Origin of the sequence: Komagataeibacter oboediens (assembly GCF_003207815.1) — a bacterium.
Lineage (GTDB): Bacteria > Pseudomonadota > Alphaproteobacteria > Acetobacterales > Acetobacteraceae > Komagataeibacter > Komagataeibacter oboediens.
Genome location: NZ_NKTX01000004.1, coordinates 32709 through 51206, shown reverse-complemented (window position 1 = coordinate 51206; position 18498 = coordinate 32709). Strand labels below are relative to the sequence as shown.

The window sequence follows — 18498 nt, the reverse complement described above, 5'->3', positions numbered from 1 at the left end:
CAGTAAGGTGATCTTGGGAATGATTTTAACGAATTGCAAGTGCGGCGATGGATAACCACGGTAAGTTAGCGTGATTTCAGATGTTGTCTTCCCTGTGGCGTCCCGGATGCAGCAGGGAAGGAATGCGGCCATGATGGCCGAAATTGACCAGCCGTGCCTCTTCCACTTCGATCCGGCCCAGAAGCCGGGAGCGGATCAGCCATATCGCCAGTGCAGCCCCCGTGAACGGCCCCAGCGCGTAGATCCAGAACGACTCCCACTGTCCCGCCACGACGGCGGGGCCGAAGCTGCGCGCAAGGTTGGAACTGTTGCCCGACAGCCATGCGGAAACCGGGTTGCAGAACAGGAAGAACAGGCCACCCGCCCATGGCGTCAGCCATTTCAGGACCGGATGCCCCGCCAGATAGCACAGCATCAGCACCAGCAGGGCCGTCAGCACCACTTCGGTCACCAGCGGCCAGACGATGGCAACCCCGGAGAAGGGAACGGTCGCGGCATAGGCGGATGCCTGCACCATCCGCCCCCATCCGGGCAGGACATGCCCGAGTGCCGCCAGCAGCACGGTGGCAAGACACGCCCCCGCCATCTGGGCCGCCACATACCCGCACAGGTCCACGATCCCCAGCCGTCCCGCCAGGCTGAACGCCAGCGAGACGGAGGGACTGACATGCGCCCCGCTGACGCGCCCGAACGGGGTGAAAGCCGCAACCGTGCCCGACAGTCCGAAAAACAGCCCGCACAGCGCCGTCTGCACGATGGGGTGGGGACCAAGGACCCGGCCAATGGCGGTATAGGGCGTGGTCAGGACCGTGACGGACACGATTCCGCAGATCATGAGCACCACCGTGGCCACCAGTTCGCAGCCATACAGCTTCCAGTGGAAGGGATGGTCGGGGTGGGGCGACCCGGCGAGTGGCCGGTCCTCAATGGGGCGGGAACCGGGCTGCCGGGGTGCGGTCATGTCCATTACTCCTTCATTCAGCCATGTCGAGGTCTTGAGTTAAGGGAAGGAATGGTGTGGAATAAACGCAATCATGCGAATATATGCCGTGCATGAGAATAGTTAATGCATAGCAGTTGAACGTTTTTTCTATATAGGGTGCAGGCCATTCCTCTATTCCATCCGGCGTATGCCGGATAAGGAAAGGGAGTGGTTTTTTATCTGCCGCGTCCGTTTGTTACTGTATTCATCATCAGTACATGCATCGGGCGCGGACAGGTGGTTTTTTATTAACCGTATGTTCAGGGGCAGACGCGCCAGACTGATGGATTACTGTTGGAAAGTGGATCGTGGTTCCTGTCATCCCGACGGGGTACGCCGGCCGCGCCTGCTGCTGGGCGGGCTGGTGGTCATGCTGGGTGGCATGGTCGTATCCGAGGGTGCCCGTGCGGATGACATGGCGGAAATCCGCGCCCTGCACGCTGAAATGCGGCGGCTGGAAGCCAAGGTCGAACAACTGGAAGCCCATCACGGCATGACGCATGGCAGCCAGCATGTCGTGGCCGGGCGCACGCTGCGGTCTGGCGGCCACCCGTCGGGCGGGGGGGCATCCGGCACCAGCACGATGGGTCAGATCACGGCCATGCCCGACCTGTCGCGCCTGACCATTGGCGGCCCGACCCTGTCGGATGACGCGCAGGCGGCCGCCGCGGCCGAAAACACCATGACGGAATCCATCGTCCCCACCCAGCCCCGGCTCGACCTTGATTCCTCCAGCCCGCTGGCCATTACCCAGACGGGCGTGGACAGCCTGCCGCCCATTTTCCGCATTGGCGGGGTATCGGTGCGGCTGGGTGGATTCATTGATTTCTCGAACATCTACCGCAGCAAGAACCTGACCAGCGGACCTGCCACAAGCTGGGGCAGCTTCCCCTATGCCAACAGTCCCAACGCCCATACGGGCGAATACCGCCCGTCCGCGCAGCTGACGCGCCTGAGCGTGCTGCTGCAGGGATCGCCCACCAAGGACGAGACCCTGTCGGGCTATATCGAAACCGATTTCGGTGGGGCCGCGGGCACTGCCAACAGTTACCAGACCAATAGCTACACGCCGCGAATCCGGCAGGCGTACATGACCTACAGCAACACGAAATGGGGGTTCCACGTACTGGCGGGGCAGGCATGGAGCCTGACCACGGGCTATACGCAGGGCCTGCTGTCACGTCATGAACAGCTGCCGCCGGTGGTCGATAACAACCAGATACCGGGTATCGTGTTCACCCGCGTGCCGCAGATCCGCTTCATCAAGGATTTCGGTCGCAAATGGTGGCTGGGGCTGTCGCTGGAGGCACCGCAGGTGGCTTACGCCGCGTCGGGAAGCTGCTCGGATGTTGATTCCACGAATGACACGTGTGCAGGCGGTGGCGACCATCCCATGCTGATCAATAATACCCTCCAGTCCGGTACGCACCTGCTCTATAGCAATGCAGGTGCCGGCATGCTCAACCCCAATGCCAAATACAGCATGGATGTCGCGCCGGACATCGTGCTGAAGGGCGCGCTGGACACCAAGCCCGCGCATTACGAAATTTACGGCCTCGCGCGCTGGTTCAAGGCCATGTCGCAATCAGCCAATGGCGGTCCGATCCGTGAACGGGTGTCGTTTGCGGGGGGCGTCGGCGGTGACGTGACGGTGCATGTCATTCCACGTTTCCTGCAGTTTACCGGCAATGTGCTGGCGGGTGAGGGCATTGGCCGCTATGGCCCCGGCATGCTGCCCGACGCCACGTTCAAGGCCAATGGCACGCCCGCGCCCATTCCTGAAATCATCGGCAGCATGGGGCTGATTGGGCATCCGACACCCGACCTGCTGGTTTATCTGTATGGCGGCGTGGAGCATGCCGGGCGGCGCACCTATACCGGTACGGATGGCAACCAGTATGGCTATGGTGTGAATGACCTGGCCCTGAGCAGCTGTAATGTGGAAATGATCACCGGCGGCAGCTGTGATGCCCAGACCCATACCCTGGCCGACCTGACGGTGGGCGGCTGGTGGCATGTGCTGCAGGGTGGCTATGGTGCGGTGATGACGGGCGTGCAGTACACCTACCTGCGCAAATTCGCCTATAAGGGCGGAGACGGGGCGTCCCCCACCACGGGGGGGAACACCATTTACGTCACGTTCCGCTATTTGCCGTTCCAGTAGCCGCACTGGCTGACAGTGCAGCCAGGCAGTCATTGACCTGATGGGTCAGGTGAATGTCATGTTCGGCGCTGATGGCGTGAATGCTGTCACGGGTCCAGCGGGCGGGCATGCCATGCGGGGTGCACAGTGCCCCCGCCCCCAGCAGCGGCCCGTTGCCGGGGTCCAGAACCGACAGGACGGCATGCGGATTACGTGGCAACGCCTGACGCAGGGCAGTGCGCAGCTGGCGCGTGGTCGCGTCATCCGTATGGGCGATCAGGTCGGGCACCAGTTCGATCCACCCTCCCCATCCCGCCGCCACGGCACGGCGCAGGCGCGGCCATGCCCGATGCGTGTCCAGTGTCCTGACCGTGGCCTCTGCGCCATCTTCATGGATCTGGCGTGACAGGCTGCGCGCGTTCAGATCCAGGCTGGTTTCGGTGATCGTGCCGGGCTGTGGCAGGCTGGCGGCAAGAGCTGTCAGCCCGATGGGGGGAGCAAGCAGGGCCACAAGCAGCATCAGCCGGGGAAAAGATCGTAGGCGCATGGTCTTTGTTCTCCCTTCTTACTGGTGTTGCGGTATGGTCATGGAACCGGGGAAACGTGGCAGGGGCGCGGCGGCGTTGGGGAAAATCATGGGCACGCGGTTGCAGGGGCGCACACATGTGCCTATAGCCTGCGGCGATGCCCGCGCTGTAGCGGGGCAGCCGCGCGATCCTGACCGGACCTGCCACGCGCGTTGACCACCGGGCCATATCCGGCCCTGATCCTATTTCTGGCGGGTCCTGCCATTTTGGAGAACATACGTTTCATGGCTGCCATGTCCTCTTCCGAAATTTCGCGTCTTCAGGTCTGCCTGCGCCGTCTGCTGGGTTCGCCGGGGCTGACGGTCAATGCACCGCCGCGTGCCGGTCTGTCCGTCGAACTGGCGGTCAATGGTGAAGTGGTGGGTACGGTCCACCGTGACGAGGACGAAGGCGAAGTGTCCTACGCCGTCCACATGACCGTTCTGGAAGAAGATCTCCCCGCGCCGAAGTAATTTCCTCACGGGCCATGGCGGAAGCAGCCTTCCGCCATGGCCTGCGTGTCAGGGCTGGGTAAGTGGCTGGGGCACGGGCCCTGCCGATGCCTCGACCAGCGGGTCGTGCCTGGGGGCGGGCAGGTCCACGCGATGGATCTTCCACTGGAAGGCATGGATGCGCATCTGCAGGCGCAGCGGTGTTTCGTTTTCATGCCCTGGCATGATCACGCTTGCCTCGAACACGCCCGGATGGGTGAAATGCATGTGCACATGCCGCATCAGGCCAAACAGGGTCTGCGGCGCGCCTGGCTGTTCATGTGGCAGGAGATGATCCACCAGCATGCCCAGCTTGTCTGGGCGCACTTCCTCGTCAATGGCGTTCGACATGGCGGATGACGCGAAGGATGAGCCGAATTCCGGCAGTTCGTCATCCGCGTGCTGGGGACCAAGCAGGGTATCGACCGCCTGCGTCTTCAGCCCGTTGCGCACCGATTCCCATTTGAGACAGGTATTCAGGCTGCCCATGTCATGCGTGCGGATGGCCGACGTGATGGACCACAGCGTGAAGAACGGTGACGTGGCGTACAGCGTTGTGGCCGCCGCCAGTGTGCCCGCACAGACCCAGCGCGCCTGCTGGCGGCGCAGGGTGGCGATGCTGTCGGGAATTTCCATGCGGGAAAGATAAGACATTGATTTATACTCCCCCCAGATGGTTTCACGGCTGTTATTGGACTATACTGGAAACATATCCGGCATGCATTGGTTTCATGATTGGTTGAAGAAATTATCACGTAATCGTGATCTGATGTCCGGCGCATCCGGCTGCATCCCGCACCGGGCGCGGTGTATCCGCCATGGATGCGCGACCGGTCGGGGCAGGAGGCAGGGATGAATTTTTCCGAAGACGAAATTCAGCGCTACGCGCGCCACATTCTCCTGCCCGAAGTTGGTGGAACGGGGCAGGACGCCTTGAAAAAGGCCAGTGTTCTGATTGTCGGCGCGGGGGGGCTGGGTTCTCCCGTCGCACTCTATCTTGCCGCCGCGGGTGTCGGGCGGATCGGGCTGGTGGATGACGATGTGGTCGAACTGTCCAACCTGCAGCGCCAGATCGCCCACGTGACCGACCGGATCGGTCAGCCGAAAGTCGAGTCGGCCGCCCGCGCCATGCATGCGATCAATCCGGGAACACGGGTCGATTGTCATAACGCCCGGATGACAGCCGACAACGCCCGCGCGCTGGTGCGTGACTACGACATTGTGTGTGATGGCTGCGATAATTTCGCCACCCGCTACCTTGTGGCCGATGCCTGCGCGCTGGAACGACGGACCCTGATCTCCGCCGCCGTGCTGCGGTTCGAGGGACAGCTGTCCACGTTCCGCCCGGGCGGTCCATGCTATCGCTGCCTGTATCCCGAAGCCCCGCCTGCGGGCACGGTGCCGTCCTGCGCGGAAGCGGGCGTGTTCGGCGCGGTGACAGGGGTGATGGGCACGTTACAGGCGACCGAGGCGCTGAAGGAAATCCTGCAGATCGGCGAAAGCCTTGCCGGACGGCTGCTGGTGTGGGACGCGCTGGCCATGCGTTTCCATACCATTACCCTGCCGGCTGATCCTGACTGCGCGCTGTGTGGTGCGCATCCGGCCATTTACGACCTGTCCGCCCACCGTGACGCAGCCCCTGTGGCCTGCGGGGTGCCGGAAGGGACGGCATCATGATGCGTGACGACGGGGCGCTGGCTATCCTGTTATATGATGGCGCATATGCCCGTGCGCATTATGCGTTCGTAATGGCGGCAGGCGCGCTGGCCATTGGCCGTCCCGTCATCATGTTCGCGGCGGGACGCGGGGTGCATGCGCTGGCGCGTGACTGGATCGGGCTGCATGATGCGGGTGATGATGCATTGGTGCGCGCGCGTGGGGTCGCGGGCATGGATACGTTGCGCGATGCGGTAATTGAACTGGATGCGACACTTATGGCCTGTGAAGCAGCGCTGAAACTGTGCGATCTTCCGGCGGACCGCCTGCTGCCTGGCGTGCAGGTGGCGGGTGTGCCCGCTTTTCTTGAAGCCGCCCGGGGGCGGCAGATCATAACCCTGTAAGGATCAGAGAACACGATGGCGCAGTGCGTGCGGCATGAATTCCTTGCGCGACCGGCCCGTGTGCCGTCCCGCGCCCCCGTGCGGTGGGGGTATCTGACAGCCTGTGCGGCGGTTCTGCTTATGGGTGGGGGGCATATGGATCGTGCCGTGGCGCAGGCCACGTCACACCATCACGCCCATCATGGCAAGACAGCGGCCGGCACGACATCCCTGGGCACGGCGTCCACCCATGCCCATGCGGGTAAAGAGAAGAAAGCCCACGCGGCAGGGGGGCACCGCCACCACCATGCTGCTGCCGTGGCCGGTGCGGCGGCGGGGGCCGCGACCGGCGCGGGGGCGGCTGCCGTTGCCGGTAGTGCACAGCAGCCTGCGCCGCCTGCGCATGCGACGGCGGCTTCCGCGCCTGATACATCACCTGCGACGCTTGCCCCGGTGGATAACACCAAGGGCAGCGTGACCGGCCTGCCGCTGCCGCGCTTTGCCGCATTTCGTGCGGATGAGGTCAACCTGCGCACCGGGCCGGGCCAGCGCTATCCCATTGACTGGGTGTACCACCGTCGCGGCCTGCCGGTGAAAATCGAGCGTGAGTTCGATGTCTGGCGCCTGGTGGAGGATTCGGATGGCCAGAAGGGCTGGGTCCATCAGGCAACCCTGGTGGGAACCCGCACGTTTGTCATTCCGGGACTGCCCCCACAGGGCGATGCCCAGCAGGCAGGCCAGCCCACCGCCAAGGAAACCGACGTGATCGGCCGGGCGGATACGCGCATTGTCGGCCACGTGGCGGATGTGGCTGATGCGGCGGACATAAAGGGTGCGGTCATGCTGCGTTCGGATGCCAGCCCGACATCATCCGTCGTGGCCGTGCTGCGCCCCGGCGTGGTGGGCACCGTGCGCCAGTGTCAGGCGGGAACGTCGTGGTGCAAGGTATCGGTCAAGCAGTACAGCGGCTGGCTGGAACGCAGCACGATGTGGGGGCTGTTGCCGCAGGAGGTCATATCCCCCTCCTGATGACTGATGGAAACAGGCTGGAGAAGAAAATGCCGGATACCCCCTATCGCGCCCTGCGCCGGACCAAGATCGTGTCAACCCTGGGTCCGGCCACGTCAGATCACGCGACCATCCGTGCGCTGGCTGTGGCGGGGGTGGATGTATTCCGGCTCAATTTTTCCCACGGCACCCATGCCGACCATGCGGCCCGCCATGCCGTGATTCGTGATGTCGAGGCCGAACTGGGCCGCCCCATTGGCATTCTGGCCGACGTGCAGGGGCCAAAACTGCGCGTAGGCCATTTTTCCAATGGGAAGGTGCAGCTGAGTGCTGGTGCACGGTTCCGGCTGGACCTTGATCCCACACCGGGGAACGAGACCCGGGTCTGCCTGCCGCATCCCGAAATCATTGCCGCCGCCGCCGAGGGCAGCACCCTGCTGCTTGACGACGGGCGGCTGGCGTTGCGGGTGTGCGGGCGTGGCGATGATTTCCTTTTGACGGAGGTCGTGCTGGGTGGTCCACTGTCGGATCACAAGGGGGTCAACGTGCCCGATGTGGTCCTGCCCATTCCCGCGCTGACGGACAAGGACCGGGTGGATATGGCCTTTGCGCTGGACCTTGGCATCGAATATGTCGGCCTATCCTTCGTGCAGCGCCCCGCAGACGTGCGCGAAGCCCGGAAACTGGCTGCTGGCCGGGCATGGATCATGACCAAGCTGGAAAAGCCGCAGGCCATGGACAACCTGCACGAAATCGTCGCTCTGTCGGACGCGGTGATGGTGGCACGTGGCGACCTGGGTGTCGAATTGCCTCCTGAACGCGTGCCGCTGGCGCAGAAGCGCATCATCCGCGTTGCCCGGCAGCTTGGTCGCCCCGTCGTGGTGGCGACCCAGATGCTGGAAAGCATGGTTTCCGCCCCCACTCCTACCCGCGCGGAGGCGTCCGACGTGGCGACGGCCGTGTTTGACGGGGCGGATGCCGTCATGCTGTCGGCCGAAACGGCGGTGGGGTCATATCCGCGTGAAGCCGTCGCCATCATGGACCGGATCGTGCGCAGGGTGGAGGAAGACGAGGTCTGGCGTCGCCAGATGGAAACCTCCAGCCCCGACCCCGACCATGATGTGCCCGGCGCGATTGCCGCCGCCGCCCGGCAGATTTCCGCCACCCTTGATGCCGCCGCCGTGGTGGCCTTCACCCTGTCGGGCCGCACGGCGCTGCGCATTGCGCGGGAACGGCCGGGCTGTCCCATCCTTGGCCTGACGCCGACCGATGACATCGCCCGCAGGCTGGCGGTGGCGTGGGGTGTGCAGGCGGTCTCGGTCGGGCAGGAAGCCCCCGTTCATAATATCGAAAGCGTGGTGGATCAGGCGCTGGCGGTGACCAAGGGCGATGGCTATGGCGTAGCGGGAGACGCGGTGGTGATCGTGGCCGGACTGCCATTCGGGGTGGCGGGCAGCACCAATACGCTGCGGATTGCCACCGTTAGCTGAAGCTTTTTTCAGAAAGCGTCCTGAAACGCCGCCTTGTCTGAAAAAAGGCGGCAGCCGGAAACCTCCATCTTTTGAAAAACCGTTTTCAGGCCTGTCGGTTTTCAATCAGGCTGCGCCGGATGGCTCGGCCGCGCTTGATGCGGCTGACGATCACGTCTTCATCGCCGGTGCGGATGGCGTCACCCATGGCCTGCGCATCCGCGATGAAACGGTCGAGCATGTCCAGCAGCGCCTCGCGGTTGTTCAGGAAGATGTCGCGCCACATGGTCGGGTCGGACGCTGCGATGCGGGTGAAATCCCGAAAGCCTGATGCCGCGAAATCCAGCACTTCCGATCGCGTTTCATCGGCCAGGTCATCCGCCGTGCCGCATATGGTGAAGGCCAGCAGGTGTGGCAGGTGGCTGACAATGGCGCAGACGCGGTCATGGTGGTCAACGGTCATGCTGCGCACGCGTGCGCCCATCATTTCCCATAATTCCGTAACGCGCCTGATGGCGTCGGTCGGGGTATGTCCGGGCGGGGTCAGCAGGCACCACCGGTCCTCGAACAGGGTGGCGAACCCGGCATCAGGGCCGGAAAACTCGGTGCCCGCCATGGGGTGCGCGGGAATGAAGGCAATATCGGGATACTGCGCCAGCAGTGGCGTCATGGCTTCCATGACCGTGGTCTTGACCGATCCGACCTCGCTCAGGATCGCCCCCTTTTTCATGACCGGCATGACCTGGGCCGCAACCATGGCGATCGCACCCACCGGCACGCATATGATCACGCAGTCCGCACCCCGTGCGGCGGTGGCGGGGTCGGATTCGACCCGGTCGGCAATGCCCAGTTCGGTCACGCGGGCGCGGACCTCGGGGCTTATGTCACAGGCCACCAGCCGACGTGCGATGCGCCGGTCTTCCATGCCGCGCCGCAGGATGGAGGACCCGATCAGGCCGGGGCCGATAATGACCAGCGTATCGAACAGGGGCACGGGTTGGTCCGTCATGGTGGGGCTGTCTGTCTGGCTCTGGGGTTCACAGGGGCGCGGGAGATCAATCCCGCGTGATGTCCGTGGGCGGCGCGGGGTCGTGGATGGACACGGGGGCAACCGCCGGCGCGGTGTCCGCCTGTGTGGAGCGTCGGCGCAGGGCGCGCATTTCCATTCCCTGCCACAGCAGCAGCATGGGAATGCCGATCACCAGTTCACGCCCGCGGCGCAGCAGCGACAGCCCCAGCGAGACGGACGGCGCGATGCCGAAGGCCGAGCCAAGGGCGATATAGGCGGCTTCCTGCACTCCCAATCCGGCTGGCACCAGGAATGACACGGACATGATGCCGCAGGCTACGCCCTCGATCGCGATGGCGCCGCTGAAGCCCAGATGCGCGCCAAGGAAGTAGTAGGCCACCCAGATCGTGGCCGCACTGCCCAGCCAGCCCACGTAATGCAGCAGTGCGCCCTGCACGATGCGGCTGGGGTGGGACCAGATGGCGTCGAAGCGTTCCTGTATGCTGTCGGCGCTGCTCAGCATCGCGTCCTGCCACTGGGCGGCCATGTTGTTGCCCAGCATCTTGCCCGCGCGCTTGAGCAGGTCGCCGCCGCGGCGCTGGGTATAGACAAAGCCCGCGATGCCCATGCTCAGCAGCACAAGGCCGATCATGACCGGCCGGGCGAACGGGCTGGACTGCTGATGGGCCACCAGGCACACCACGGCGGTCAGGATGAACAGGATCTGGCCCATTACCTCCGTAGTGATGTCCACCAGATTGGCGCAGGCGGCTTCGCTGCCATCGATATGGCGGCCCTTCGTCCCGGCGAACAGGTCGCTCGAACACGTGGCGCGGATGCCCAGCACCATGCCGCCCAGCTGCGAAAACGGCAGGCAGGAGGCGGCGGCGTCACGGATCATGCGCGAAACCAGCAACTGCACGAACGGAATGTCCCGACAAGCTGCGTGCCATGCAAGACCCAGTATTGCATCAACTGCAAGCTGGGCCATGACGGTCGCCATGAAGCCGGCAAACCCGATGGAGACGATGGCCTTCATGACCGAACCCGCGCCAAGCCACGCGGTGCAGCCAGTCAGCAGGGCCAGGCCAAGGATGGCCAGCAGGATGGTGAGCTTTCTCAAAAAAGATCCGTCTTGGTCTGTTGGCGTCGGGACACCGGGTAAAATTCATGCCTCAGTGGCCGGTTGTGCCTGACTTACACTACAGCAGGGTCTGGCGCCACCGGGAGGTGTCGGGATAAATGGAACGCCCGCTGGTTGCGAGTCCGTAATCGCAATCGTGAATTCTGTCCCCTGACGGAGCGATCGTTCAGACCATGACTGCCCCAACCCTTGTAACCGGTGCGACCGGTTTTGTCGGCTCCGCTGTTGCCCGTAATCTGGTGGAGCGTGGCCATACCCTCCGGCTCATGGTACGCAAGGGAAGCGACCTGACCAACCTGCGTGACCTGCCCGCCGAACTGGTGGAAGGGGATCTGTCCAGCCCCGACAGTTTCGACGCGGCGGTGAAAGGCTGCCGCTACGTATTCCATGTGGCGGCGGATTACCGGCTGTGGGTTCCCGACCCGGTGCCCATGATGATCGCCAATGTGGAAGGCACGCGCGCGCTGATGCTGGCGGCGCAGAAGGCGGGGGTGGAGCGGATTGTCTACTGTTCGTCCGTCGCGGCCCTTGGCCTGATTGGTGACGGCACGATTTCGGATGAGGAAACGCCGGTTCATGAACATGGCGTGATCGGCATCTACAAACGTTCCAAATACCGTGCCGAGCAGGAAGTCCTGCGCCTGGTGCATGAACGCGCGCTGCCTGCCGTGATCGTGAACCCGTCCACGCCCGTGGGCCCGCGCGACATCAAGCCCACGCCCACGGGGCAGATGATCCTGGATTGCGCGGCGGGCCGCATGCCGGCCTATGTCGATACCGGCGTCAACATCGTGCACGTGGATGACGTGGCCGAGGGGCATGCCCTGGCGCTGGAGCGCGGGCGGATCGGGGAAAAATACATTCTGGGTGGCCAGAATTACCTGCTGCGCGACCTGTTCGCCATGACGGCCGAACTCGCCGGTGTCGCCCCGCCGCGGATAAGCCTGCCGCAGGCCGTGATCTGGCCCGTGGCCGTGGCCAGCGAATGGCTGTCCCGTGCATTTGGCATTGCGCCACGGGTGACGACCGAAATGCTGGCCATGTCGCACAAGAAGATGTTCTTTTCCTCTGACAAGGCAATCCGGGAACTGGGCTATGCCCCCCGCCCCGCGCGGGACGCGGTGAAGGATGCGATCGACTGGTTCCGTCAGCACGGAATGCTGGATTGAGGACCCTGTCATGCTGCTGCTTGCGCTTTCCATTCTGGTGTTCGTCATCTGGCTTGGACTGATTTTCTGCCACGGCTGGTTCTGGCAGGCGGGACCGATCCTCTCCCCCGTGCGTGGCGCGCAGCTTCGGGCCGCGGACTGTCCGGAAGTCTGCATCGTGGTACCCGCGCGGGATGAAGCGGCATCGGTTGTGCCGTGCATAAGTTCCCTGCTGGCGCAGGATTATCCGGGTGAGATGCATGTCATCCTGGTGGATGACAACAGCACCGATGGCACGGGCCGGCTGGCGCGCACCATTCCCGACCCGCGCAGGCGGCTGACGGTGGTCAATGGAAAGGCGCGGCCTGCAGGCTGGAGCGGCAAGCTGTGGGCGGTGGCGCAGGGCGTTGCACGGGCGCGGGAGATGATGCCCGATTCCACGGGGTTCGTGCTGATGACCGATGCGGACATTACCCATGACCCGCGCCATGTCTCGACCCTGGTGGCCAGGGCCCAGGCCGGGAAGCTGGATCAGGTATCGGAAATGGTGGAGCTGAACTGCGCCAGTCCCGCCGAGCGCATGCTGGTCCCGGCGTTCGTCTTCTTTTTCGCGCTGTTGTATCCCTTCGCCAGCGTGAACAACCCGCGCAGCAGGGTGGCCGGGGCGGCAGGGGGCACGGTGCTGGTGCGCTGGAGCGCGCTTGCGCGGATCGGTGGAATCGAAAGCCTGCGCGGCGCGCTGATCGATGACTGCACGCTGGCTGCCCACATCAAGCATAGCGGCGGCCGGATATACCTGGGGCACAGCTGCCTTGCCCGCTCGATCCGGCCCTATCCCCATCCGGCGGATATCTGGCGCATGGTGGCGCGCACGGCCTATGTGCAGCTTGGCTATTCGCCGCTCATGCTGGTGGGAACCGTCATCGGCATGGTGCTGGTGTGGATCGTGCCGCTGCAGCTTGCGCTGTTCAGCCACGGCCTGCCATGCCTGCTGGGGGCGGGGGCGTGGGTCATGTCCATGGCGTCGTACACCCCCACCATGCGGCGTTTTAACCAGTCACCGGCATGGGCGCTGTTGCTGCCGGTCATTGCCGGGTTCTATACGCTGGCAACGATCGGTTCGGCGCTGGATCACCATCGGGGCCGGGGCGTGGTGTGGAAAAGCCGCGCCTATACCGAACCCGATGGCGCAATTTCGACACATATGCGCGGTGAGGGCACCGCAGCCGTAATGAACCGCAGCATGGGGGATGACGTAGGGTGAACAGTGAGGAGCGGAACGTGTGGGGCAGCGAGGATGTCTCGTCGGGCAAGGATGCCGGGGATGAGAACTTTCCCGTAGGCTCCCTGCTGATCAGCCGCAGGCTGCGTCCGCATGTCCATGCCTATTATGATTTTGCCCGCGTGATCGATGACATAGTCGATACCGACCGGCTGGATGCGGATGCCAAGATCACGCGCCTCAATGCCATGGAGGACGTGGTACTGGGCAAGCGCATGGCGCCGCAGCGGCCGGATGCGCAGACGGCGGTGCGCGTGGGCCGCACGCTGACACAGACCGGGGTATCCACTGACACCGCCACCGACCTGATCGTGGCCTTTCGGCAGGATGCGGTGAAAAACCGTTATGATACGTGGGAGGAACTGGAGGAATACTGCCGTTATTCCGCCAATCCCGTCGGCCGCTTCCTGCTGCAGCTGCACGGCGAGGACGCGGGCACGTTCGGCCCGTCCGATGCGCTGTGCACCGCGCTGCAGATCATCAACCACCTGCAGGACTGTGCCGATGACCTGCGCAACCTGGACCGCTGCTACCTGCCGCGTCCGTGGCTGGAGCGCGAGGGTGTCAGCGTGGATGACCTGCGCCGTGGCCATACGCTGCCGGGAATGCGGCGGGTGTTCAATGCACTGCTGGACCGGGTGGATGAACTCAACCGGCATGCGGCGCTGCTGCCCGGACTGATCCGTGACCGGCGCATGCGCATGGAGGCGGCGGTTATCGTGGGCCTGTCAAGGCGTCTGGCGCAGCGGCTGCGGGTGGAAGACCCCATTGCGCGTCGCGTCAAGCTATCGCGCATGGATGTGGCGCGCGCGCTTGCGGGAGCCATGCGCACGCTGGTCTGATGGGCGCGATTTTGTCCTTGGTCGTGATTGCCGCTAAGAACAGGCGGAACTGAAATTCGTAAAGTGAACGGAACACGCGGGAATGGGTTTTTTGCGCGCGCGGCATGATGAGGCCCCGGTACTGGGCTGCGATCCCGCCGATCTGGCCGAGGTGGAGCAGATCGTGGTGCGGTCGGGCACGTCCTTTGGCAAGGGAATGCGTATCCTGCCGCCCGAACGGCGGTATGGCATGTATGCGGTCTATGCCTTCTGCCGTCTTGTCGATGATGTGGCCGATGATGAAGGCGAGCCGGACGACAAGTGCCGCAGGCTGGAAGACTGGCGCGCCCGCATTGCCCGCCTGTATGCGGGCGAGGCGCGTGACGGAATTGACCGCGTGCTGATGGCGACAATCCGTCGTTTCGACCTGCGCCAGCAGGACTTCAATGACGTGATCGACGGGATGGAAATGGACGCCCGTGGTCCCGTCGTCGCGCCGGATGAGGCGACATTCGACCTGTACTGCGACCGCGTGGCTTCCGCCGTGGGGCGGCTGTCGGTGCGGGTGTTTGGCGATGCCTCGGCCCATGCCGATCAGGTCGCCTACCATCTGGGGCGCGCGCTGCAGATCACCAACATCCTGCGCGACGTGGCGGAGGATGCGCGTCTGGGCCGGCTGTACCTGCCGCGTGAACTGCTGGAACGTTTCGGCATAACGCCCGAGCCCGCCGCCGTGGTGCATGCGCCCCGGCTGGAACAGGTGGGGCGTATTCTTGCCGGTCGCGCGCATGACCATTTCCGTGCAGCCGGCCGCGCCATGCGGCTGTGTGACCGCACGGCCATGCGGCCCGCACGCGTCATGGGCGCGACCTATGCCGCCATTCTTGCCGCACAGGAACGGCAGGGGTGGGGGACGCCGGAAAAGCGTGTCTCCCTGTCCCGCCCGCGCAAGGTGCTTGTGGCGCTGCGCGCGCTGGTGGCCTGACCCATGCCGGGACATGTCCATATTGTAGGTGGCGGGCTGGCCGGGCTGTCGGCGGCGGTTGAGCTGGCGGGTGGCAGCGAGCGTGTCAGTCTGTACGAGGCCGGTCCCGCCTGTGGCGGCCGGGCACGATCCTATCTTGACCGCCAGCTTGGCTGCCGGATCGACAATGGCAATCACCTGCTGCTGTCTGGCAACCCGGCGGTGTACCGCTATCTTGGCCTGATCGGCGCGCAGGATACGCTGGTGGGGCCGAAGCGACCGGTTTTCCCGTTTGTGGACCTTGCCGACCGGCTGCGCTGGACGCTGGACCTGTCACGCGGGCGGGTGCCGTTATGGGTGCTGTCAAAACGCAGGCGCGTGCCCGGCATGCGGCTGGCGGAACTGCGCGGCCTGATGGCGCTGATGGAGGCGACGCCCGACATGGTGGTGTCGGACTGCCTGCAGCCTGGCAGCCTTGCCCGCAGGCTGCTTGAACCCTTTGCCATATCCGTCCTCAACACCATGCTCGATACCGGCAGCGCCGCCCTGCTGGGCGCCGTGGTGAAGGAAAGCCTTGCGAGGGGGGGACGTAACTGCCTTCCCCGTTTTCCGGCGGTCGGACTGTCGGAAAGCTTCGTGGACCCGGCACTTGACCACCTGTCGGTGCTGAAGGCCGAGGTGCGGACCGGCAGCCGTGTCAGCGCGGTCGAGATGGTCGATGGCAGGGTTGCCGCCCTGCATGTGGGGGATGAACGGATTGCGATGGGGCCGAATGATACGGTGATCATGGCGGTGCCGGCACCCGTGGCGGCCAGCCTGCTGGCGGCCGACCTGCCGGGGTTCAGCGCCCCGGATGAGTTCGAGTCGATCCTGAACGTGCATTTCCTGCTGCCCGATGCCCCGGTGCTGACCGGCGGACTGGCGCAGGCCCGTTTTATCGGGGTTGTGGGCGGTATCAGTGAATGGGTGTTCGTCAAGGATCGGATCCTGTCGGTTACGGTCAGTGCCGCCAACCGCTATGCCACGCGCGACCTTGATGAACTGGCGGCCATTATCTGGAACGAAGTCCGCGCCGCGATCGACCCGGCCGCCACGGCGCCTCTGCCGGTTGCCATGCCACCGCTGCGTATCGTGCGTGAAAAACGCGCGACCTTTGCCGCGACCGTGCACCAGGACCGCCTGCGGCCCGGCACGCGGACCATGGCGCCCAACCTGCTGCTGGCGGGTGACTGGACGGCAACCGGATTGCCCGCCACAATCGAGGGCGCAATCAGGTCAGGTGCCGCGGCGGCGCAGGCTGTCCATGCCCGCAGGAATACGCCGGGCCGACCGGAACAATGATGTACGGATCTGCAACAGGCCCCCGTCATGACACGGGGAACATGGAATAATGGCAAAGACACCCGAGACGACGACCACAGCATCCCGCGCCCGCAAGACGACAGCAACACCCCGCCGGGCGACCAGACCCCGTGTCGCACCGGATGCTCCGCTGGACCCGGCCGATCTGGACCAGGCGGTAACGCGCGCGCATGCGGCACTGGGCAAGCGGCAGGCGGATGACGGACACTGGGTCTTTGATCTGGAGGCCGATGCCACCATCCCGGCGGAATACGTGCTGCTGGAACATTATCTGGACCGCATTGACCCCGCGCTGGAACAGCGGATCGGGATATACCTGCGCCGGATCCAGGGCGCGCATGGCGGCTGGCCGCTGTATCAGGACGGAACGTTCGACCTGTCGGCGTCGGTCAAGGCGTATTTTGCCCTCAAGGCGATTGGCGACAGCGTGCATGCGCCGCACATGGTGCGCGCACGGCAGGCCATCCTTGACCATGGCGGGGCGGAGCGGACCAATGTGTTCACCCGTATCCAGCTTGCCCTGTTTGGTGACGTACCATGGGACGCGGCCCCCGTCATGCCGGTCGAGATCATGCTGCTGCCGCGCAGGGCGCTGTTCTCGGTATGGAACATGTCCTACTGGTCGCGCACGGTGATCGCGCCGCTGCTGGTGCTGGCGGCACTCCGCCCCACTGCGGTCAATCCGCGCCGGGTGCATGTGCACGAACTGTTCGTGACGCCGCCCGGAAAGGTACGGGACTGGATTCGCGGGCCATACCGCTCCGTCTGGGGGCATGTGTTCCGCTATGCGGATGCGGTGCTGCGGCCTGCTGAACGCCTGATCCCCGAAAAGACGCGGCGCAGGGCCATAAAGGCGGCAGTCGATTTCATCGAGCCACGGTTGAACGGACTGGATGGGCTTGGGGCCATTTACCCCGCCATGGCCAATACGGTCATGATGTTCCGCGCGCTGGGCATATCCGATGACGACCCGCGCGCGAAAGCCGCGTGGGAGGCGGTGCAGCGCCTGCTGGTCAATCAGGGCAAGGAGACGTACTGCCAGCCCTGTGTCTCCCCCATCTGGGATACCGGTCTGGCCGGTCATGCCATGATCGAGGCCGCATCCGGTCCCGGCGGCATCGCGCCGGAGGAGACGAAACGCAAACTGGCGACTGCCGCAAGGTGGCTGCGTGAACGCCAGATCCTGAATGTCAGGGGGGACTGGTCCATCAACCGTCCCGATGTCCGGCCCGGTGGGTGGGCGTTCCAGTACGCCAATGACTATTACCCCGATGTGGACGACACCGCCGTTGTCGGCATGCTGCTGCACCGCGACGGTGACCCGGCCAATGCGGATGCGATTGCCCGCGCGCGGGAATGGATCATCGGCATGCAGGGCAGCAATGGCGGCTGGGGCGCATTCGATGTTGATAACAGCCGCGACGTGCTCAACCACATTCCCTTTGCCGACCATGGCGCACTGCTTGACCCGCCCACGGCGGACGTGACGGCGCGCTGCATTTCCTTCCTCGCGCAGCTGCGTCAGGTCGAGGACCACGGCGCGATCGAACGCGGTATCGCCTATCTGCGCAGGGAGCAGGAAAAGGACGGATCGTGGTTCGGGCGCTGGGGCACCAATTACATCTATGGCACGTGGTCCGTGCTGTGCGCGCTCAATGCCGCCGGGATGCCGCATGGCGATCCCATGATTATCCGTGCGGTCGACTGGCTTCGTCGCCACCAGCGTGCCGATGGCGGCTGGGGCGAAGGCTGCGAGAGTTATGAAGGCGGTGCGCATGGCGACTATAAGCAGAGCCTGGCCTCACAGACCGCATGGGCCGTACTGGGTATGATGGCGGTCGGCCTGCGGGATGACCCGGCCGTGGCGCGGGGCATTGCCTGGCTGGGCCGCACGCAGGGCAGGAATGGCGAATGGAAGGAAGAACCCTATAATGCCGTCGGTTTTCCCAGGGTGTTCTACCTGCGCTACCATGGTTACCGGCAGTTCTTTCCGCTTCTGGCCCTGGCGCGGTACCGGAACATGCAGCTGAGCAACTCCGGCCGTGTTGGCTATGGTTTCTGACTGGGGGC

Annotated in this window: 17 protein-coding genes; 12 read left to right on the top strand and 5 right to left on the bottom strand. The window is 64.5% G+C overall.

The window, feature by feature from the left end:
* Window positions 1–76: 76 nt before the first annotated feature.
* Complete coding sequence (locus CFR80_RS03940; RefSeq protein ID WP_010513708.1) at window positions 77–967, bottom strand: MIP/aquaporin family protein; 891 nt, start codon at window positions 965–967, stop codon at window positions 77–79.
* A 298-nt stretch (window positions 968–1265) separates the two neighbouring features.
* Between CFR80_RS03940 and CFR80_RS03935 the strand changes: the two genes are divergently transcribed.
* Window positions 1266–3146 (top strand): hypothetical protein, encoded by a 1881-nt coding sequence (locus CFR80_RS03935; RefSeq protein WP_010513709.1) that lies wholly within the window; start codon window positions 1266–1268, stop codon window positions 3144–3146.
* Here the strand turns inward: CFR80_RS03935 and CFR80_RS03930 are convergent.
* Window positions 3118–3645, bottom strand: coding sequence for a hypothetical protein (locus tag CFR80_RS03930; protein WP_042658790.1), 528 nt, complete (start codon window positions 3643–3645; stop codon window positions 3118–3120). The genes CFR80_RS03935 and CFR80_RS03930 overlap by 29 nt on opposite strands.
* Window positions 3646–3936: 291 nt before the next feature.
* On the opposite strand from CFR80_RS03930, the gene CFR80_RS03925 reads away from it, so the two are divergent.
* Window positions 3937–4164 carry a DUF3126 family protein gene (locus tag CFR80_RS03925; protein ID WP_010513711.1) on the top strand — a complete coding sequence of 76 codons (228 nt, stop codon included), beginning with the start codon at window positions 3937–3939 and terminating at the stop codon, window positions 4162–4164.
* Window positions 4165–4212: 48 nt separating this feature from the next.
* On the opposite strand, the gene CFR80_RS03920 is transcribed toward CFR80_RS03925, so the two are convergent.
* Window positions 4213–4836: a DUF2939 domain-containing protein gene (locus CFR80_RS03920; protein ID WP_010513713.1), complete on the bottom strand. Its 624-nt coding sequence runs from the start codon at window positions 4834–4836 to the stop codon at window positions 4213–4215.
* 198 nt (window positions 4837–5034) lie between these two features.
* On the opposite strand from CFR80_RS03920, the gene CFR80_RS03915 reads away from it, so the two are divergent.
* Genes CFR80_RS03915 through pyk form a run of 4 tightly spaced genes read left to right on the top strand, consistent with a single transcriptional unit; the run spans window position 5035 to window position 8719 of the window.
* On the top strand, window positions 5035–5859 hold the full coding sequence (locus CFR80_RS03915) for a HesA/MoeB/ThiF family protein (protein WP_010513714.1): 825 nt from the start codon (window positions 5035–5037) through the stop codon (window positions 5857–5859).
* Window positions 5856–6242 (top strand): DsrE family protein, encoded by a 387-nt coding sequence (locus CFR80_RS03910; protein WP_010513715.1) that lies wholly within the window; start codon window positions 5856–5858, stop codon window positions 6240–6242. The genes CFR80_RS03915 and CFR80_RS03910 overlap by 4 nt, the downstream gene beginning before the upstream one ends.
* A gap of 15 nt (window positions 6243–6257) precedes the next feature.
* On the top strand, window positions 6258–7250 hold the full coding sequence (locus CFR80_RS03905) for an SH3 domain-containing protein (protein WP_110507107.1): 993 nt from the start codon (window positions 6258–6260) through the stop codon (window positions 7248–7250).
* 29 nt (window positions 7251–7279) lie between these two features.
* Entirely contained in the window at window positions 7280–8719 is a 1440-nt protein-coding gene (gene pyk, locus CFR80_RS03900; protein WP_029329353.1) for a pyruvate kinase, read from the top strand.
* 85 nt (window positions 8720–8804) lie between these two features.
* Here the strand turns inward: pyk and CFR80_RS03895 are convergent, their stop codons facing one another.
* Complete coding sequence (locus CFR80_RS03895) at window positions 8805–9707, bottom strand: prephenate dehydrogenase/arogenate dehydrogenase family protein (RefSeq protein ID WP_010513719.1); 903 nt, start codon at window positions 9705–9707, stop codon at window positions 8805–8807.
* Between the two features lie 46 nt (window positions 9708–9753).
* Complete coding sequence (locus tag CFR80_RS03890) at window positions 9754–10830, bottom strand: lysylphosphatidylglycerol synthase domain-containing protein (protein ID WP_010513720.1); 1077 nt, start codon at window positions 10828–10830, stop codon at window positions 9754–9756.
* Window positions 10831–11024: 194 nt separating this feature from the next.
* Between CFR80_RS03890 and hpnA the strand changes: the two genes are divergently transcribed.
* The 6 genes from hpnA (at window position 11025) to shc (ending at window position 18490) form a co-directional block, all read left to right on the top strand.
* Window positions 11025–12020, top strand: coding sequence for a hopanoid-associated sugar epimerase (gene hpnA, locus CFR80_RS03885; RefSeq protein WP_010513721.1), 996 nt, complete (start codon window positions 11025–11027; stop codon window positions 12018–12020).
* A 10-nt stretch (window positions 12021–12030) separates the two neighbouring features.
* Window positions 12031–13263 carry a glycosyltransferase gene (locus tag CFR80_RS03880; RefSeq protein ID WP_010513722.1) on the top strand — a complete coding sequence of 411 codons (1233 nt, stop codon included), beginning with the start codon at window positions 12031–12033 and terminating at the stop codon, window positions 13261–13263.
* Window positions 13260–14123: a squalene synthase HpnC gene (gene hpnC, locus CFR80_RS03875; protein ID WP_010513723.1), complete on the top strand. Its 864-nt coding sequence runs from the start codon at window positions 13260–13262 to the stop codon at window positions 14121–14123. The genes CFR80_RS03880 and hpnC overlap by 4 nt, the downstream gene beginning before the upstream one ends.
* An 82-nt stretch (window positions 14124–14205) precedes the next feature.
* Window positions 14206–15087 (top strand): presqualene diphosphate synthase HpnD, encoded by an 882-nt coding sequence (gene hpnD / locus CFR80_RS03870; protein ID WP_010513725.1) that lies wholly within the window; start codon window positions 14206–14208, stop codon window positions 15085–15087.
* A gap of 3 nt (window positions 15088–15090) precedes the next feature.
* Window positions 15091–16407 carry a hydroxysqualene dehydroxylase HpnE gene (hpnE, locus tag CFR80_RS03865; RefSeq protein ID WP_010513726.1) on the top strand — a complete coding sequence of 439 codons (1317 nt, stop codon included), beginning with the start codon at window positions 15091–15093 and terminating at the stop codon, window positions 16405–16407.
* Window positions 16408–16456: 49 nt separating this feature from the next.
* Window positions 16457–18490 (top strand): squalene--hopene cyclase, encoded by a 2034-nt coding sequence (gene shc / locus CFR80_RS03860; protein ID WP_258367724.1) that lies wholly within the window; start codon window positions 16457–16459, stop codon window positions 18488–18490.
* Window positions 18491–18498: the final 8 nt, after the last annotated feature.

Bases quoted from the DNA above. Each gene is read 5' to 3' on its own strand.
- CFR80_RS03940 (WP_010513708.1), bottom strand. From the start codon at position 967: ATGGACATGACCGCACCCCGGCAGCCCGGTTCCCGCCCCATTGAGGAC.
- CFR80_RS03935 (WP_010513709.1), top strand. From the start codon at position 1,266: ATGGATTACTGTTGGAAAGTGGATCGTGGTTCCTGTCATCCCGACGGG.
- CFR80_RS03930 (WP_042658790.1), bottom strand. From the start codon at position 3,645: ATGCTGCTTGTGGCCCTGCTTGCTCCCCCCATCGGGCTGACAGCTCTT.
- CFR80_RS03925 (WP_010513711.1), top strand. From the start codon at position 3,937: ATGGCTGCCATGTCCTCTTCCGAAATTTCGCGTCTTCAGGTCTGCCTG.
- CFR80_RS03920 (WP_010513713.1), bottom strand. From the start codon at position 4,836: ATGTCTTATCTTTCCCGCATGGAAATTCCCGACAGCATCGCCACCCTG.
- CFR80_RS03915 (WP_010513714.1), top strand. From the start codon at position 5,035: ATGAATTTTTCCGAAGACGAAATTCAGCGCTACGCGCGCCACATTCTC.
- CFR80_RS03910 (WP_010513715.1), top strand. From the start codon at position 5,856: ATGATGCGTGACGACGGGGCGCTGGCTATCCTGTTATATGATGGCGCA.
- CFR80_RS03905 (WP_110507107.1), top strand. From the start codon at position 6,258: ATGGCGCAGTGCGTGCGGCATGAATTCCTTGCGCGACCGGCCCGTGTG.
- pyk (WP_029329353.1), top strand. From the start codon at position 7,280: ATGCCGGATACCCCCTATCGCGCCCTGCGCCGGACCAAGATCGTGTCA.
- CFR80_RS03895 (WP_010513719.1), bottom strand. From the start codon at position 9,707: ATGACGGACCAACCCGTGCCCCTGTTCGATACGCTGGTCATTATCGGC.
- hpnA (WP_010513721.1), top strand. From the start codon at position 11,025: ATGACTGCCCCAACCCTTGTAACCGGTGCGACCGGTTTTGTCGGCTCC.
- CFR80_RS03880 (WP_010513722.1), top strand. From the start codon at position 12,031: ATGCTGCTGCTTGCGCTTTCCATTCTGGTGTTCGTCATCTGGCTTGGA.
- hpnD (WP_010513725.1), top strand. From the start codon at position 14,206: ATGGGTTTTTTGCGCGCGCGGCATGATGAGGCCCCGGTACTGGGCTGC.
- hpnE (WP_010513726.1), top strand. From the start codon at position 15,091: ATGCCGGGACATGTCCATATTGTAGGTGGCGGGCTGGCCGGGCTGTCG.
- shc (WP_258367724.1), top strand. From the start codon at position 16,457: ATGGCAAAGACACCCGAGACGACGACCACAGCATCCCGCGCCCGCAAG.